At 50.0% G+C, this 16,882-nt stretch carries 19 protein-coding genes; 13 read left to right on the top strand and 6 right to left on the bottom strand.

Annotation, left to right across the window (positions count from 1 at the left end; genetic code table 11):
• The first annotated feature begins 144 nt into the window (after window positions 1-144).
• Window positions 145-306: a hypothetical protein gene (locus ACKXF9_RS12785; protein WP_418266454.1), complete on the top strand. Its 162-nt coding sequence runs from the start codon at window positions 145-147 to the stop codon at window positions 304-306.
• A gap of 62 nt (window positions 307-368) precedes the next feature.
• Here ACKXF9_RS12785 and ACKXF9_RS12780 read toward each other — a convergent pair whose 3' ends face one another.
• Window positions 369-542 carry a helix-turn-helix domain-containing protein gene (locus tag ACKXF9_RS12780; RefSeq protein ID WP_255535606.1) on the bottom strand — a complete coding sequence of 58 codons (174 nt, stop codon included), beginning with the start codon at window positions 540-542 and terminating at the stop codon, window positions 369-371.
• 16 nt (window positions 543-558) lie between these two features.
• Here ACKXF9_RS12780 and ACKXF9_RS12775 point away from each other — a divergent pair, with 16 nt between their 5' ends.
• Window positions 559-1,032, top strand: coding sequence for a hypothetical protein (locus tag ACKXF9_RS12775; protein ID WP_418266694.1), 474 nt, complete (start codon window positions 559-561; stop codon window positions 1,030-1,032).
• Window positions 1,033-1,267: 235 nt separating this feature from the next.
• Here ACKXF9_RS12775 and ACKXF9_RS12770 read toward each other — a convergent pair whose 3' ends face one another.
• Window positions 1,268-1,924 carry an HD domain-containing protein gene (locus ACKXF9_RS12770; protein WP_015536750.1) on the bottom strand — a complete coding sequence of 219 codons (657 nt, stop codon included), beginning with the start codon at window positions 1,922-1,924 and terminating at the stop codon, window positions 1,268-1,270.
• A 176-nt stretch (window positions 1,925-2,100) separates the two neighbouring features.
• Between ACKXF9_RS12770 and ppk1 the strand changes: the two genes are divergently transcribed.
• From ppk1 to ACKXF9_RS12735, 7 genes are all read left to right on the top strand, one after another.
• The gene (ppk1, locus tag ACKXF9_RS12765; protein ID WP_112115031.1) at window positions 2,101-4,209 is read left to right on the top strand and encodes a polyphosphate kinase 1; all 2,109 of its coding nucleotides are present in this window, start codon (window positions 2,101-2,103) and stop codon (window positions 4,207-4,209) included.
• Between the two features lie 105 nt (window positions 4,210-4,314).
• Window positions 4,315-5,088 (top strand): TIGR02206 family membrane protein, encoded by a 774-nt coding sequence (locus ACKXF9_RS12760; protein WP_418266453.1) that lies wholly within the window; start codon window positions 4,315-4,317, stop codon window positions 5,086-5,088.
• A 209-nt stretch (window positions 5,089-5,297) separates the two neighbouring features.
• A complete protein-coding gene (mgtE, locus tag ACKXF9_RS12755) occupies window positions 5,298-6,674 on the top strand; it encodes a magnesium transporter (RefSeq protein ID WP_418266452.1) in 1,377 nt (458 codons plus the stop codon).
• Between the two features lie 180 nt (window positions 6,675-6,854).
• Window positions 6,855-7,808, top strand: coding sequence for an ABC transporter ATP-binding protein (locus tag ACKXF9_RS12750; RefSeq protein ID WP_112115029.1), 954 nt, complete (start codon window positions 6,855-6,857; stop codon window positions 7,806-7,808).
• A 65-nt stretch (window positions 7,809-7,873) separates the two neighbouring features.
• Window positions 7,874-8,947, top strand: coding sequence for an extracellular solute-binding protein (locus ACKXF9_RS12745; protein ID WP_418266451.1), 1,074 nt, complete (start codon window positions 7,874-7,876; stop codon window positions 8,945-8,947).
• A gap of 6 nt (window positions 8,948-8,953) precedes the next feature.
• Window positions 8,954-10,618 carry an ABC transporter permease gene (locus ACKXF9_RS12740; RefSeq protein ID WP_207686079.1) on the top strand — a complete coding sequence of 555 codons (1,665 nt, stop codon included), beginning with the start codon at window positions 8,954-8,956 and terminating at the stop codon, window positions 10,616-10,618.
• 1 nt (window position 10,619) lies between these two features.
• Complete coding sequence (locus ACKXF9_RS12735; RefSeq protein WP_418266450.1) at window positions 10,620-11,702, top strand: MBL fold metallo-hydrolase; 1,083 nt, start codon at window positions 10,620-10,622, stop codon at window positions 11,700-11,702.
• On the opposite strand, the gene ACKXF9_RS12730 is transcribed toward ACKXF9_RS12735, so the two are convergent.
• The 3 genes from ACKXF9_RS12730 to ACKXF9_RS12720 form a co-directional block, all read right to left on the bottom strand.
• A complete protein-coding gene (locus tag ACKXF9_RS12730) occupies window positions 11,660-12,040 on the bottom strand; it encodes a hypothetical protein (RefSeq protein WP_223388105.1) in 381 nt (126 codons plus the stop codon). The two genes, ACKXF9_RS12735 and ACKXF9_RS12730, sit on opposite strands and share 43 nt — an antisense overlap.
• 362 nt (window positions 12,041-12,402) lie before the next feature.
• Window positions 12,403-12,576 (bottom strand): helix-turn-helix domain-containing protein, encoded by a 174-nt coding sequence (locus ACKXF9_RS12725; RefSeq protein WP_255535605.1) that lies wholly within the window; start codon window positions 12,574-12,576, stop codon window positions 12,403-12,405.
• 49 nt (window positions 12,577-12,625) lie between these two features.
• Entirely contained in the window at window positions 12,626-13,030 is a 405-nt protein-coding gene (locus tag ACKXF9_RS12720) for an AbrB/MazE/SpoVT family DNA-binding domain-containing protein (RefSeq protein WP_015536742.1), read from the bottom strand.
• Window positions 13,031-13,910: 880 nt separating this feature from the next.
• Here ACKXF9_RS12720 and ACKXF9_RS12715 point away from each other — a divergent pair.
• Both ACKXF9_RS12715 and ACKXF9_RS12710 read left to right on the top strand, forming a co-directional pair.
• Complete coding sequence (locus tag ACKXF9_RS12715; protein ID WP_418266449.1) at window positions 13,911-14,225, top strand: hypothetical protein; 315 nt, start codon at window positions 13,911-13,913, stop codon at window positions 14,223-14,225.
• Between the two features lie 145 nt (window positions 14,226-14,370).
• Window positions 14,371-14,526, top strand: a complete 156-nt coding sequence (locus ACKXF9_RS12710; RefSeq protein WP_418266448.1) for an IS3 family transposase — start codon at window positions 14,371-14,373, stop codon at window positions 14,524-14,526.
• A gap of 182 nt (window positions 14,527-14,708) precedes the next feature.
• Here the strand turns inward: ACKXF9_RS12710 and ACKXF9_RS12705 are convergent, their stop codons facing one another.
• On the bottom strand, window positions 14,709-15,392 hold the full coding sequence (locus ACKXF9_RS12705; RefSeq protein ID WP_418266447.1) for a glycosyl hydrolase family 28 protein: 684 nt from the start codon (window positions 15,390-15,392) through the stop codon (window positions 14,709-14,711).
• Window positions 15,393-15,646: 254 nt separating this feature from the next.
• Here ACKXF9_RS12705 and ACKXF9_RS12700 point away from each other — a divergent pair, with 254 nt between their 5' ends.
• Both ACKXF9_RS12700 and ACKXF9_RS12695 read left to right on the top strand, forming a co-directional pair.
• Window positions 15,647-16,159, top strand: a complete 513-nt coding sequence (locus ACKXF9_RS12700; RefSeq protein ID WP_003533443.1) for an RNA polymerase sigma factor — start codon at window positions 15,647-15,649, stop codon at window positions 16,157-16,159.
• Window positions 16,152-16,856 carry a zf-HC2 domain-containing protein gene (locus ACKXF9_RS12695; RefSeq protein WP_005946129.1) on the top strand — a complete coding sequence of 235 codons (705 nt, stop codon included), beginning with the start codon at window positions 16,152-16,154 and terminating at the stop codon, window positions 16,854-16,856. The genes ACKXF9_RS12700 and ACKXF9_RS12695 overlap by 8 nt, the downstream gene beginning before the upstream one ends.
• Window positions 16,857-16,882 lie beyond the last annotated feature (26 nt).

The following is a 16,882-nucleotide window of genomic DNA, read 5'->3' as shown; positions in this document are numbered from 1 at the left end:
CTTGTCTGATGTGCTTTATGGCAGGATGCTGGGGGTCTGGCTGGCGTATTTTAGCTTAATTATCGGGCTGAACAATCAGTCCCGGCGGGTACACCGCCTCATTTTGATGCAGTGTATCAGTCTTGGCTGTCCGGCAGGGTGTCCATGAAAGACGCTGCGTTGCTGCTGGGGATATCGGCAAGGCAATTCAAAGGATTTGCCGCCGAACGAAAGGAAGGTGCAGCCCATGCGATTCAGAACGCTTTTCACTCTGTTACTGTCTCTGATTGTTCCGGCTGGTTCCGCTCCTGCGGATATGTGCTTTAATTTTGAAAATTGCTATAAAGCCGCTCACCGTGCAGGTTTCCAGCATGGTGAGCGGCTTTTTACTACAAATATGAGGAATCGAAGAAGTCTTTTAATGTAATTCCCAAACCCTGACAAATTCTTTCAATCGTCTCTACGCTTAACTGCCCTCCTCGACGGGCAGTACTTTGGATTGTGGAGTACGATATCCCGCATTTTTTTGTCAACACACATAGATTCATATCACGCTCTTGCATCAAATCCTGAACACGCTTGATCGTATCCACGAAAACCCCTCCCATCTTTTTAGTTCAAAACTTTTCCAACGATCTCAAATCTTTGCTCTGGAGATATAAGGATTGGCGAATATTTGGTGTTAAGAGAGACCAAAACCGGTTGGTTATGCACCACGCCATAGCTGTCGGTAAGGAACTCTGCTTGGGATTTGTCTGGGGTATGTTCATCGTATTTTTTCAGATATCCACAGTCATCATATACGAATATACCGATATCCCCGCATTCAAGTTCTTCGCAGCGCTTCACCCATACAATCTGTCCGTTATGATAAGAGTGGAGCCTTTTGCAAGGCCCCGCTCTTATTGCTGCCGTTATGATGAGCAACTTGCCGCAGAAAAGCAGCGCACCGAGCGGGTGACCAAGCGCATTTTGACCAAGGAAGAAATGTCATCATCCGTTCCTTTATCGACTATGCCGGCAGTACGATCACAAAAAAACTGGAAACGCTGATGGCGGGTGGTTGCATCGTTGAGCGTGTGGATGAAAACCTGACCTATGATTATCTGCACGCCTCGGAAGATAACCTCTGGAGTACGCTGTATCTGACAGGGTATGGTCACGCATGCCGCCATAGCAGTCATATTGAAAGACATCCCGCCTGAAAGTGAAGGCTTTACTTTCAGGCGGGACTTTTTGTTTTTTATTATAAAGGCTAGTTCCTGTTCTTTGCGGAGATGGCCACACATTAAAGAACTTTGGCCCCATTGGCCGTCAACTTGAAGGTTGCTCCCAGCATATCGGCAGCCCCGCGGCACATCAGCATCCGCTGCAGGAAAATCTCAAAATATTCGTACATGCTGCAAATATCGGTGTCGATTTGCAGATTCAGCGAGATGACTTTTTTCTCGGTGTTGATCTTCAGGGTCTGGTCTGTGACCGCATAGTTGACCCGGTCATGGATGTCGAAGGATGCTTTGGGCTTTTCCCGCACACGGCTGCGGCGCACATCAGTCTTGTCGCCGATGATGAGTGCTGCCGAGATGGGATCCACGGCCCCGCCGGTGGATTCATCGTGGTTGGAAATGGCGGACACGATGGTGATGCGGTCCGGGACGCTCAGGTCATATTGCTTCAGAATCTCGTTGGCCAGTAGCCCGCCGTATTCGGCGTGACGGCTGCGGTTGATGGCGTTTCCGATGTCGTGCATATAGCCTGCGATCCGGGCAAGCTCGATGTCGTGCTCCGGATAGCCGAATTTTTTCAGGATGTGGGCGGCGGTCTCTGCCACCCGGACACAATGGGCTTGTGAGTGCTCGGTGTAGCCCAGCAGGCCTAGATTCTGGTTGCCTTTTTTCAGCAGTTCGTTGACTTCCTCATTGTGTTTGATGTCTTTATACGTCATGGTTCTCTGCCCCCGATTCATATATTAAAAGAAAGTATCTACTATTGTAAGATGATTTCGAGGCGGTTGCAATCAAATTGCGGTAAAATCTGTGTGCAGAAGCGATTTTACATATTCCAGACACATTCCTGATTTCTGATTTTACATTTGCACGGTACAATAAAAACGTTTGTATCATGCAATCCGAAGCATTCCGGTCAGAGAAAAGGAAGAGGAATATGGAAAACACCTATCATTGCTATGCAAACCGTGAGCTTTCGTGGCTGCGGTTCAACGAACGCGTTCTGGAGGAGGCAGAGGATTCCCGTCTGCCGTTGTGTGAACGGCTGAGTTTTTTGTCGATTTTCCAGAGCAATCTGGATGAATTTTTCATGGTGCGCATCGGCAGCTTGCAAGACCAGATGCTGCTGGACAAAAACGCACGGGAAAATAAGACGAATATGACCAGCGGCGAACAGATCGATGCAGCGCTGGCTTTTATCCACAAGCTGACAGCCCGCCGGGACGCTGCTTATAATGGTCTGCTGGAACAGCTTGCAGAGCAGGGGATCCGTCTGCTGGACTTTGCCCATATGGAGGAAGAAAGCCGTACCGAACTGGAAAAGCTGTTCCGGCAGGACTACCTGCCGCTGCTGTCCAGTTTCATCATCAGCAAAAAGCAGGCATTTCCGTTCCTGAAAAACAAGGGCATCTATGCGGTTGCGGTGCTGAGCACCAAGGCAGAAAAGAAGAAGATCGGCATTGTGCCCTGCGGCAATGAGATCTTCCCCCGGCTGGTGCCGGTGCCGGGCCGTACTGGCTGCTTTATCCTGTCGGAAGAACTGATCCTGCACTTCCTGCCACTGCTCTACAAGGGCTATAAGGTCACCAGCAAAACGCTGGCCCGCATCACCCGCAATGCGGATATTGACGCCGACCTGATCTATGACGAAGACCTGAACTACCGGGATCACATGGCCGAAGTGGTCAAGAAGCGCAAAAAGCTGGCACCTGTCCGTCTGGAACTGAGCCGTGAGATCGACGAAGAAATTATCCAGTCCCTGTGCAAAAACCTGAAACTGGACCCCAAGCGGGTGTTTGAATACGATTCTCCGCTGGATCACTCTTTCCTGTTCCAGATCGAGGATCAGCTGCGCAGCCACACCGACCTGTTCTTTGCGCCCCGCCACCCGCAGCCCAGCCCTGCACTGGACGAGCGCAAGCCCATCATTCCGCAGATCCTGGAAGAGGACAAGTTGATTCACTATCCGTATGAGAGCATCCGTCCCTTCCTGCAGCTGCTGCACGAGGCCGCCTGCGACCCGGACGTGGTCTCCATCAAGATGACTCTTTATCGTCTGGCCAACCACAGCAAGGTGGTGGATGCACTGGTGGAAGCCGCCGAAAACGGCAAGCAGGTGGATGTTCTGGTGGAGCTGAAAGCCCGCTTTGATGAGGAAAACAACATCGAGTGGTCCCGCCTGCTGGAACGTGCCGGCTGTCATGTGGTGTATGGCATTGAAGGGCTGAAAGTCCACTCCAAGCTCTGCCTGATCACCCGCAAAACGAAGGAGGGTATTTCCTTCATCACCCAGATCGGCACCGGCAACTACAACGAAAAGACCAGCCGCCTGTACACCGACCTTTCTTTCCTGACCGCATCCAAGGAAATCGGTCTGGAAGCCACCGAAGTGTTCCGCGCACTGGATCAGGGCGAAACGGTGGATTCGGTCAAGAACCTGCTGGTGGCGCCTCATTGCTTACAGAACCGTCTGCTGAATCGGATAGACGGTGAGATCAAAGCTGCCGCCCGCGGCGAGGGCGGCTACATCGGCATCAAGATCAACAGCCTGACCGACAAAGTGCTCATCAACAAGCTCATCGAGGCAAGTCAGGCGGGCGTCTACATCGATATGGTGGTGCGCGGCATCTGCTGCCTGCGTGCCGGTGTCCCGGATGAGACCGAGAATATCCATATCATCAGCATCGTGGGCCGCTATCTGGAGCATTCCCGCATCTACATTTTCGGACAGGGAGAGCGTGCCCGGTACTACATCGGCTCGGCAGACTGGATGACCCGCTCTACGCTCCGCCGCGTGGAAATCGCGGCTCCGGTCACGGCTCCGGCTCTGAAGGCACGTTTGCAGCACATCTTTGACACGATGCTGGCCGACAACTGCAACGCCCGCGTGCAGCAGCCGGACGGCAGCTATGTCCGCCGGATGCCCGGTGCCGATGCCGTGGATTGTCAGGCACAGTTCTACGAGGAAGCCTATCAGGCCAACGTGCACTCCAGTCTGAAGTGAGATGCACTCGGATTTCACACAGATTTGACCGCAGCACGGTTTCTTCGACTGGATTTCGATGATACAATTTTATTGTAGAATGAAATCGCAGAAAGGGAGAATCCTATGGAAGATTTCTGGAAATCCGTGCAGACGATACAGGCAGAACGCGGGGCGGATTACCGCGCCTTCTCTTTGTTCAGTGCAACGCATTGGGCAGAATTGCTGGGAGCAGCGGCGGTCATTTTTCTCTGTGCGGTGATCTACTACTGCTGCAGGGAAGTGACCCGGCATCAGATCCTTCGCGCTGTGTTTGTCCTGATGCTGGCCGATGAGTTTATGAAGCAGGCCGTCCTGCTGTACACCGGTCAATGGAACGTGACCTATCTGCCTCTCCACCTGTGCAGCATCAACATCTTTGTCTGCTGGTACGATGCCATACACCAGAGCCGTTGGAGCAAGGAAATCCTTTATGCGCTCTGTATTCCGGGAGCAGTGGTCGCAATGTTGAGCCCCTCATGGCAGCGGCTCCCGGTCTGGAACCTGCTGCATCTGCATTCCTATAGCATTCACGTTCTGCTGATCCTCTATCCGGTCCTTCTGCTTGCTGGCGGATTTCGCCCGCAGGTGCATCATATCCGCTGGGTACTGGCGTTTCTGTGTGCAATCGCAACGCCGATCTTTTTCCTGAATCGGCTGCTGAAAACAAACTTTTTCTTTCTCAATGATCCGCAGGGCAATGCGATTACTGCCTTTTTCGCCCACTGCTTTGGAGAACGTTTTTATCTACTGGGCTTTCTGCCGGTTCTTGCTGCAGTCCTGTTGCTTCTTTATCTGCCATGGTACAGGGCAGAGCGGCATCAACGTATGCTCTGTGCAAGAGATCAGGTTATAGCTTGAATGGCTCTGTGCATCAATTGAGTATCTTTCTTTTCTTCTTTCGTCCCGTCAAAGTCTGCTGCTTTGACGGGAATTTTTTATATCTGATTTTACAAAGGGTTTACACCGGAATGGTGGCTGTCACAGGACGGACGTGCTATGATAGAATTCGAATTTTTGAAGTGAAACGATATTTTTTGATTGACATAACAGAATCAAGAGGACAGATCATGCAGAAAAACTATGTGCAGGAAATTTTGAACATCATTCATGGCAATATACCTCAGGCTGAACTGGCCGAAAAACTGTCGGATTACCATGAAAAAGATCTGGCGGATGCTTTGGAAGCGCTCATGCCTGCAGAACGCAAGTCGCTTTATCCCATTTTGGGAGTAGACGAAATGGCTGAGATCTTCGCCTATCTGGACGATGCAGAGCCGTATCTGAAAGAATTATCCAGAGATGAGGCTGCAAAAGTTATTTCCAACATGGACTCGGACGATGCGGCAGATGCGCTGGAAGACCTTGACGAGATAGACAAGGGTGAAATCGTCAACAAACTGGACAGAGATTCGATTGAAGACGTAAAGATGCTGCTTTCTTATAGCGAAGATGAGATCGGCAGCAAAATGACGACGAATTATATCCGCATCAAAAATGATATGACCATCCGGCAGGCTATGAGTGAGCTGGTCAAGCAGGCCGGGGAGAATGACAACATCTCTGTGTTGTACGTGGTGGATGAAAATGAACATTTCTATGGTGCAATCGACTTAAAAGATTTGATTATTGCACGTGCAGAAGATCCTCTTGCGGAACTCATCGTTGGGTCTTACCCCTACGTTACAGATCGGGAAAAAATCAGCGACTGTATCGAGCGCATTGTGGACTATGCGGAGCGCAGTCTGCCGGTGCTGAATGAGGCAGGCAAATTGATGGGTATCATAACATCGTCCGATGTGGTGGAACTGGTTGACGATGAGATGAGCGATGATTACGCAAAGCTGGGTGGTCTGACCGGCGAGGAAGATTTGAGGGAAAGCGTTTTTGAAAGTGTGAAAAAGCGTCTTCCGTGGCTGACCGCTCTGTTATTTCTTGGAATGCTGGTTTCCTCGGTCGTTGGCGCATTTGAATCGGTGGTAGCAGTGCTTCCGGTTGTGATCTGTTTTCAGTCTATGGTGCTGGGTATGGCGGGAAATGTCGGCACGCAGTCATTGGCCGTTACGATTCGAGTTCTGGTAGACGAAAATCTGACGGTATCCAAGAAATTTCAGCTGCTCTGGAAAGAAGTCAGAGTTGGATTGCTGAATGGTACGATTCTGGCCGTAATGGCGCTGAGTTTTCTGGGATGTTATATCCACTTTTTCAAAGGCTACGCTTGGAATACGGCACTTCTGCTGTCTGGCTGTGTAGGCGCATCACTTGTTGTCGCCATGGTCGTTTCCAGTCTGGTGGGCACATTGGTTCCGATGCTGTTCCATAAAATTCATATTGATCCGGCTGTTGCTTCCGGACCATTGATCACGACGATCAACGATTTGGTAGCGGTTGTCGTTTACTATGGCCTTGCAATGGTGGTGCTGATTGATCTGTTCCATCTTGCCTGACTTTCCTCTGGATGGGCTTATTTTCGGATATTTATATCTTCATGAAATCCCTGCTGGATCTTAAGGTTCAGCGGGGACTTTTTGTTGCCAAACTTTTACATGAGATTTACGCCACTGGGATAGTTTGCACAAATCCTTCGTGCTACCATAGAGCAGGTATCAAAAGTAGGAGTGCAAAATATGGAGATCAAGCTCGTTCATGTTACAAAATCCTTTGGCGCAAAGCAGGTGATCCAGCCTACCAGCTTTGTCATTCAAAGCGGCAGCCTGACCACATTGCTGGGACCTTCAGGTTGCGGCAAGACCACCCTGTTGCGGATGATCGCCGGACTGGAAACGCCGGACAGCGGTGAGATCTGGTTTGAGAATCGCTGTGTGTTCTCCTCGGAAAAGAAGATCAATATCCCGCCCGAAAAGCGCGGCCTTGGCTTTGTGTTTCAGGATTTTGCCCTCTGGCCGCACATGACTGTCTTTGAAAATGTGGCTTTTGGCCTGCGGGCGGCTGGCAAGACGGACAAATTGGACGAAAAGGTGAAAAATGCACTCCACGCTGTACAGCTGGATGATTTTGCCCAGCGGTATCCTCATCAGCTGTCCGGCGGTCAGCAGCAGCGTGTGGCATTTGCCCGCGCGATCGTCATTGAACCGGCCTGCATCCTGTTTGACGAGCCGCTTTCCGCACTGGACGCACTGCTGCGGGAAGAGATGCGCTCGGAACTGCGGACGCTGATCACCAAGTTGGGCATTACCGGCGTGTTTGTGACCCACGACCAGATTGAGGCCATGAGCATGAGCGATGCAATTGCGGTCTGTCACGCCGGAAAAATTGAGCAGTATGATACCCCGGAAAAAATCTATTCCCATCCGGCAACGGAGTTCGTGGCACGATTTGTAGGCTCTTCCAACTGGCTCGACCAGAATCATCTGTTCCGCCCGGAACAGGCACAGACGGTTCCCACCGAGCAGGCCGAAAAATACGATGCCGATGTCACGGCGGTGCAGTTCCTTGGCAGCAGCTACCAGCTACAGCTGAACCACAACGGACAGGACTGGACATATATCAGCCCCCGACGGGTCTCGGTGGGCGAAAAGATCTCGCTTTATCTGCCCCGTAGTGCCATCGTTGCCGTCTGAATCAGCTTCCTGCCGCAAGGTGCGGCTTGATGATACATCATTGGAAATGAAAAAGGAGAATCCTTATGCGTAATTATAAAATCAGCCGTCGTAATTTTCTTGCTGTGGCGGGTACTCTGACTGCCGCTGCCGCCTTGACCGCCTGCGGCGGCTCCGCAAGCAGCACGGTTGCTTCCAGCACAGCTTCTTCCAGCGTGGCAAGCGATAGCACTCCCGCTGCCGCATCCGGCACCGGCAAAGTGACGGTCTATATGCCTTCTCCGGCTGGTCTGGCCGATAAGCTGGCCGAGGGCTTTACGGCAAAGACTGGTATCGAGGTAGAGCAGTTTCAGGGCACTACCGGCGAGATCCTCGCTCGTCTGGAAGCCGAAGCAGCAAACCCTGTGGCCGATGTAGTGATTCTGGCTTCCTGGTCGGATGGTCTGTCCATGAAAGCAGATGACAAGCTGGAAAGCTACACCCCGGAAAACTCCGACCTCATCGTGGACGGCTGGCTGGATGACGACAGTGTGCTGTTTGGTTACAGTGCATCCGCTGTGGGCGTTATTTATAACACCACGGTGTTCTCCACGCTTGATGCCGACTGGAAAGACCTTGGCAACGCAGAGTATAAGGATCAGCTGGCCATCCCCGACCCGGAAAAGTCCGGTGCCTGCAAGGACTTTGTGGCAGGCTATGTGGTCAAGAATGGCTGGGATGATTTTCAGGCTATGGCCGACAACGGTATGACGGTCCCCGGCGCAAACAAGGCTGCACTGGAAGCTGTCACCACCGGCGAAGTGGGCATCCTTGTGGCCGGCGTGGACTACAACGCCTATTCTTCCAAGAATAAGGGCGAGCCGCTGGACATCTACTACCCGGCAGGCGGCACCATCGTGAACCCCCGCCCGGCAATGATCCTGAAAACGGCTCCCAACATGGACAATGCCAAGGCATTTGTTGATTATCTGTTCAGCGATGAGGCACAGCAGCTGGTGGCAAATGCTTATCTGCTGCCCGGCCGCACCGACATCAAGTGCGACAAGCGCAGCAATCTGGAGGATATTCCTCAGATCACGCCCGATTGGGACAAGATGATGGCGGAAGCCAGCGATGATGCCGCAAAGATCAACCAGATCTGCGGTGCCAGCAACGGGTAACGCTCCATGAAACAGACGAATCGTAAGGCGGATCTTCCGCTGCTGTTGCTGGCAGTGGTGTTGATCTTTCTGATCGTCTGTCCTGTGGGAATGATTTTTGCCAAGGCGGTCATGCAGAATGGCCGCCTTGACTTTTCTCCCGCTGTGCAGACGCTGTTGAACCCGGAAAACGCCCACATGATCGGCAATTCGCTGCTGTTGGGTGTGCTGGTGGTGCTGCTGTCTACTCTGATTGCCGCACCGCTGGCCTATCTGTTCTCCCGGACAAAGTTTGCCCGCTACCGTGTCTTTGACATCCTCTTTATGATCCCGTTCATGACGCCGCCCTACATTGCCTCCATGGGCTGGATCTTATTTATGCAGAAAAAGGGGCTTTTGCAGCAGCTGATCCCCGCAGCTGCCGGGTGCGAAAAGATCTTCTTCACTCTGGGCGGTTTGGTGCTGGTGATGAGCCTGCACGTTTTTCCGTTCATGCTCACCATGCTCAAAAACGCCATGCTGAATATCCCCTCCAGTCTGGAAGAGGCAGGTGCTGTGTTTGGGGCCGGATTCTCTGCCCGGATGCGCAAGATCTTTCTGCCGCTGCTCTCCGGCAACTACGCCATCGGTGCGCTGCTGGTGTTTGTGAAAACGCTGTCTGAATACGGCACGCCTTCTACGCTGGGCAAGCGCATCGGGTTTGAGGTGTTTACCACCGAGATCCACCGCCACGCCACCGTAGCCCCCATCGACTTTGGCAGTTCAGCCACGCTCTCCTCCGTGCTGGTAGGCATCTGTCTGTGTATGTGGATGCTGCAAAATTACATTACCACGCGCAAAAGTTACAATTTGGTCAGCGGCAAGGGTGCCCGCCGCGTAGAGCAGTCCATGGGCAAAGGAGCCACCGTCGCTGCGTGGGCATATATCGTTCTGGTGCTGCTGATTGCAGTTGGGGTTCCGTACTTCTCGGTCATTTCCACATCTCTCATCAATCTCCGCGGCTACGGTCTGGCACCGGGCAACTTTACCATCGCACATTATGTAGAACTGTTCACCGAGAACGAAAAGGGATTGAGTGCTTTGAAGAACAGCGTTTTTCTTGCGGTCACTTCGGCTACCATCTGTGCAGTGCTGGGCACTCTGCTGGTATTGGCGGTGCGGAAGTCGCACTCCAAACTGCGCAAGGTGGTAGAAGCCATTGGTCTGCTGCCGGAAATGCTGCCGGGTATTGTATTGGTCATTGGAATTATGCTATTCTGGAACCAAATCTACAACATCCTGCCGCTGTACAACACTATGGGCATCATGGTTCTGGCCTATGTGGTGCTGTTTCTTCCCTATACGGTGCAGTACGTCACTTCGTCCTTTACCCAAATCAGTGACAGCCTGATGGCGGCAGGACAGGTGTTCGGCGGAAGCCCGGTTTACATCCTGCGGCGTATCACCCTGCCGCTGATCCGGCAGGGCATCGCCACCGGCTGGATGATGACCTTCATCATCGCTTTCCGGGAACTGGTAACGGCAAGTCTGATCGCTCCGCCCAACACACTGGTGGTCTCCACCTTTATCGTGCGGGAATTTGAGCAGGGCAGCGTTTCGGTTGGCATGGCGATGGCGGTGCTGTGTGTGTTGTTTTCGACCACGGCACTGCTGATCTTGAACACGGTGATCGATCATCGGAAGGTGCATTGAGATGGAACTTTTTATTGCCGGGGGCTGCGGCGAACATGGCCGCAACTGCTTTTATGTGGAACAGAATAGTGCTGCTTTTCTGGTGGATTGCGGTCTGCTGGCTGGCGCAGAGGACGCCCTGCCCCGGCTGAATGCAGAGCAGATTCAAAAACTGCGGGCTGTCTTTCTGACCCACAGCCACGCAGACCACACCGGGGCGCTGCCGTGGCTGGCGCAGCAGGGGTATCAGGGGCCGGTCTATGCTACGCTGCCTACTCTGACCCAACTGCCCTTTTCCTTGAATCATATCCAAACGCTGGAAAGTCTCTGCCCTTGCAAAGGCTCCGGCTCTGTGCCGGAACTGCCCGGCCTGCAGGTCACATGGGGGCGTTCCGGGCACTGCGCAGGCAGCGTCTGGCTGCGATTTGAATGGAACGGAAAGAGCATTCTCTTTTCTGGCGACTATGCAGAGCACAGCCCGCTCTACCCCTGTGACCCGCTGCGGAGCCAGACGGCAGATCTGGCCGTTCTGGATGCGGCTTACGGCAGCACGGACGCAGACTGGAACACTTGCGTCAAAAAACTCTGTGTGGAGACCGTGCAGTGCCTGAAACAGACACAGCTCCTGTTCTTCCCGGTGCCGAAATATGGCCGAGGGCCGGAGATCCTTCTGTTGCTGAAACGCTTTGCACCGAATCTGAAATTTTACGGCGATGCGCATTTCCTTCGTCAGCTACAGCAGATCCAGCTGGGTGGACCGTGGCTGTTGCCTGTGCCGCCGCATTTTGCGGACTGGGTGCAGCCGGATGCTATCCTCAGCCGGGAAAAAGGCGTTGTCTTTCTCAGCGGACCGCAGCTGGCAGGAAAAGCCGGGCAGCGCGCCCGCGAAATGGTGGCGCACGGAGCACACGGCATCATGACAGGCACCCCGGATGCGGGCAGCCTGAGCGCAGAAATGCTGAAAAACGGGCAGATGCTCTTCCTGCGGTATCCGGTGCATCTGGATGCAATGCAGTGCCGGGAGCTTGCGGAAAAGAATCAATTTGGCCGGGTAATCCCATATCACAGCCCGGAGATTGATTGCCCGTGTTTCTTTTTGCTATAATTGTTGCTATGATCGTACTGGCCGATTTGCTCCATCTTGTTTATTAAAAACAAAAAAACAGGGTGCGCCCACCCGGACGTACCCTGCCAAAAGCCACAGACAAGAATGATATGTACAGCAGGGAGTTCCCCAGCGGGAACTTCCTGCTTCTCTTTTCCAGCAAGATGAACCTGTTCCGCCTGCCATGCAGCAAACTCACGCTGGCCTTCCTCGCTGTTCCAGCAGGCAAGGATGGCTGGGTAGAATGCCCGTGCCAAACGATCGATGACTTCATCAGGGTAAATGAGGCACGCTTCGATGGCAGTGTATAAATCGTCAAATGCGGACAGGCTATCCATGATTTTAACACTCCCGAACTTCGTACTTTTTATGCGACGAGAAGGCATATGTTTTTTGCGTAGTACAGTATAATAAGCAAAAGTTTATTGTGCGAAAGTGAGGAGCGGCGGCGGATAATATTCTGAATACTATAACCGCCCACCGTAAAGAACGCAACTGGTCACTTTATGATTTAGCAACTCATACAGAGATGAAATCGACCACTATTTCCACACGGTATAATGACAATGCGATCCCGTATATTCCTTCAATAGTAATGAGCATGGAGAATAGCGTTTATCTGGAGGTTGCCAAAGGATAAATAGAAGCAGTATTAAAGCCGCTCACCGTGCAGGTTTCCAGCATGGTGAGCGGCTTTTTACTACAAATATGAGGAATCAAAGAAGTCTTTTAGTGTAATTTCCAAACCCAGACAGATTCTTTCAATCGTCTCTACGCTTAACTGGCCTCCCCGACGAGCAGTGGTTTGGATCGTGGAATACGATATTCCGCATTTCTTTGCCAACACACACAGATTCATATCACGCGCTTGCATACATAAACAGCGGCAGTTTTCCGTATATGGAAAACTGCCGCTATCTGTTTTAGGATGATCCCGTTTCTTTGTGTTTTTTCGCCTTAGCTTCCTCTATGTCCATCTTCAGCTGATGTGTAAGCTGTTTTACATAATCGAGTGAAACTTCATAGCCTTCTGCGATTTTTTCTGCCGGCATCCCATCAAGGATACGGGAGATCACAATGTTCTGAGTGGCTTGTTTTCTCGACTCTGCAATCATTTCCTCAATAGAGGGGCAATGTTTATTATGCATCCAATTCAAGTAATCCAAGCGTTCAGCTTCTATCCGCGATAGAAGCCTGACTGCATAGAAATTGTCATCTACCTCGAAGCGAACTTCCTCTCCGGGTTTGACTTCAAGTTTTTCCAGAACCGCATCTGGGAGTTTTACAGTTCCATCTTCACCGACTACAATATTAAATTTCTTTTCCATCGCACACTCCTAAAATCACGCAAAGTTCCTTGCATCCAGTGCCTTTACTCCCGTAAGAATACCATAAGCCCCTTCCTTTTACAAGACAATGCGCATTTCCATTCGCACTGTTACATAGACCAGAGTTTTCTCGCAGAAAGCTCTGGTCTTTTTCTATTGAAAACATTTGTCCATCACACCAGCTACGGCTGTATGGTCTGGTTCACGAATGCTAAACAAGCAAATATCCGTAGGGAAACGTACACTTCCCAGCTAATGAAAGGTGGGCATTTTACAATGAACCTTCCACTTTTCATTAGCTCTGCTAATTTTCTGTTAATGAAAAGCCTTTTACTCGTTTTATTTCGGGGTTTGTGTTCTTTACTCAGATTGACAGCGCAACAAAAAATCAATTGATAAAACGTTACTTGTTTTACCTACTTTTGCCTAGGATTTATGGCTTCAGCCCCTACTCCTAAGCGGAAGGCCGTGTGTTCGAATCACATCGGGGACGCCATTTCAAGAAAATGCGAAGGTCATTTTTCCATTGGAAAGACGATCTTCGCATTTTTCATTTTGAACCTGTCACCAAAATCAGCCAGCGAATGCCATTAGCAGAATTTTCAGTTCCAGCTAATAAAATCGGCTTTCCAGCTAATTGAGGCCAAAATCGCCGTTTTCTATGCTTTCTGCTAAAATTGGTAACCGCTTTCCTGTAAATCCATGTAAATACAAGATAAACTATGTAAATCTATTTTTCACATTCCTACCAGAAACCGTGCAAAACAACTTTTCTCCATACATAGCGCGTTCACTCGCTGTTCTCTCGGAACAGAAAGAGGAACGCGCTTTTTCTGTTTTCGGGCTGAACTTCCCGAATCCACCAAAGGAGGGTTTACCGATGAAAAAAGTTCTGACCGTCACGATGGACGGTATCCGCTACCACGCTTCCCGCCCGGCAGATTGCCGGCACTGCTTCTTCTGGAAGAACCGAAAGAAGGGCTGCGTTCTCGGTAAAGAGAACTGCTACTATCTGATCGAGCCGCCCAAAGGCCCCAGCAAGTGCGAAGGGTGTCCCTACAAGCGGGCAAAGCCCTGTGTGCTGGTTCCCTGCTACAAAGATCTGATGGCACCGCTGGAGAAACGAGGTGATACCAAGTGCGCCACAAGCGAAACGAAGCTCTGCGCCATGTTCAGCACTCCATGCACCATGTGATCGCCGCTGGCGAAGGTTCTGACCGTGCCCCGGACAGCTGCAAGCTGTGCCCGTACTATCGACCCGATTTCAAGTTCCGCACCTGCCTGTATGCCCACTGCCCCTATAAGAAGCAGGTCCATGTATTCCGTTCCACACCTGAAAAATGGGATATGGTTTTGAGAAAGATTATCCTTCCTTTGAAGCATTCTCCAAAGCTATTGCTGATTATATCGACTATTACAATAACAGCAGGATCCAAGCGAAAACAAAATGGATGCCTCCCTCTAAATTCAGGGAAGCATCCATGATGGAAGCTTAATTATTCAATTTTGAACCGGTGTCCAGAAAACCGGGTACATATCATTTCATAGAAAGCTCTTTTGCATTTTCACAGTCCAGCTGTAAATAATTTTTTCCGTCTTTTTGGAAAAGCATGCTGCTTTGTTCCATAAATACCCTCCTTGCTGCAAGTAATAAAACCATCTCTATATGGTGATATTCTCAGAATTTCATCTGTCTGCATATTCTGGCACCATTGACATAAATGTCATTTGCCAGTTCTGTAACAAGCCGCATATCCTGCCAGGTTTCACACTTATTCCCCATAAAAGTAATGTTATCAAAATGGACATCATGGACACGTACTTCTTCTGTCGGTGTCTGATACCCCCGGATCATGGAGACCGGGATATCTCCGTTCAGCACCTGGATATTATCAAAATAGATATCATTAATCTCTCCTTTGGCAAGCTGTTCCGTATATCTGCAAAGCAGAACCTTAATATCGAACAGTTTCTGTTCTGCCTGCTCTACTCTGATATTTTTATAATGTATATCATGAACATGGCCGCCATCTGCCTGATGGATGGAAAGCGCCGCACCACCCATGTTTCCTTCATACTGGCAGTGTATAATATCACAATCCTCAAATACTAGGTCGTGGATTTCGCTCTGGAGGGCATAACCAAGCTCTATGGCATTACCGGGTTCTGCATTCCAGATCACGTTATTGTGAACATGCACTTTTGTTACGTCACGTACCGTTGACGGATCTTCAAACAATCTTTGGGATTTGATGCAGATACTGTCGTCTGTGGAACGGATAAAGCAATTTTTTACCTCTACGTCCTGGCTGCTCGTAATATCAATACCGTCTCCCGTTACAATCCTCGACATAATGCTCATGTACGGTAGAGAAGCACAAAGCAAAACAAGGATAGCCAGCCCTGCCACTATTCCGAAGTCAGGGGAACGCAATAGAAAAATTCATAGCTGTATGCTATACTTAATTAGCATTTGAACATATCAAGCTGACACAGCAATCTCTTTACTTGCCGTTAATGCGCGTCTACCAATAGTCCGCACAAAGCAAGAGTAGCGTAAAGGTATAAAAATTTCAAACTTCTTTGTAACGAAATTCCGATTTCTCCGTCTAACCTATGAAGCTGAAGGAGGTGATGACAAGTATGGACTATGAAAAGCTCTATAAAGCCTACTATTTACAGGTATACTCGTATACTATTTCTCTTGCCAAAAATCGTGAGATAGCAGAGGAAATCACGCAGAACACATTCTATAAGGCTGTTTCTACAACATCACAATTCAAAGGTAAGTCAGATGAATTGACATGGCTCTGCTCCATAGCAAAAAACCTTTACCATGATGAAATGCGAAGCCGTCAGCGAGTAGCTGATGTGAGTGAAATCAATGACTTGCCATCAAATGAAAATGTTGAGAACTCAGTTGCAGATTCTGACATGGCGTTCCGCATACACCTCGTTCTTCACCGTTTGGAAGAACCATACAAAGAAGTCTTTCAGCTTCGCGTATTCGGGGAACTATCTTTTTCACAAATCGCTGCAATTTTTGGAAAAACAGAATCATGGGCGAGAGTTACTTATCATCGTGCAAAGCTAAAAATTCAAGAAAGGATGGATGAAAAGCATGAGTAAACAATGCGATATTGTTCGAGATATTCTTCCGCTGTATGTTGACGGTGCTTGCAGCGAAGCAAGCGCAGAGATGGTAAAAGAGCATTTGAACGCCTGTGCTGACTGTAACGCAATTTATCAGAAATTGCTTTCTCACACGAGCGAAGATGTTCTTCACGAAGAAAGCGAAAGCGTTATTATGCGCCATGAGGCAAAAGAAAAGCAGAGAGGCAGAAAAAAGATAACGATTGCTGTTCTCGTTTCCATCGCTCTTTGTATCATTGCAATTTTTACAGCTCTCTTTCTGTTACCTATAAACATTGCTTATGAGCCTGTCAAAATCGACTTCCCATTTGAGGTTGAAGATGTCGAAAACGTTGAAATGTACCACTATGACGGAGTGCCTGCATCAGCAGAAAAGAAAGTAGTTGTTGCTGAAAATGATATAAAGACCCTATATGATAAGTTCAAGGGCTTATCCCTAAAAGACAAAACGACTGAGGAAACTGCCGGAGCAGATGTGACCAGCTTTAGATTTAACCTCTCAGATGGAACAAGCTACGATTTGATTTACGCCTGCTATGGGGTTAAAAACGGCGAATTGAAGTCAGCAGCAGGCGGTTTTAAGTATTTCACAAGTGCGGATATCGGCTCTTATTGGAACAATTTGAATACGGAACTTGAGGCAATTCCTATCAATGAGAGTGAATTGCCGTGAGCAGATAGCAAACCCAGCCGAGCCTG

Source organism: Faecalibacterium sp. 9 (genome assembly GCF_048320955.1).
Lineage (GTDB): Bacteria > Bacillota > Clostridia > Oscillospirales > Ruminococcaceae > Faecalibacterium > Faecalibacterium wellingii.
This window is presented reverse-complemented; position numbering and strand designations above follow the sequence as displayed.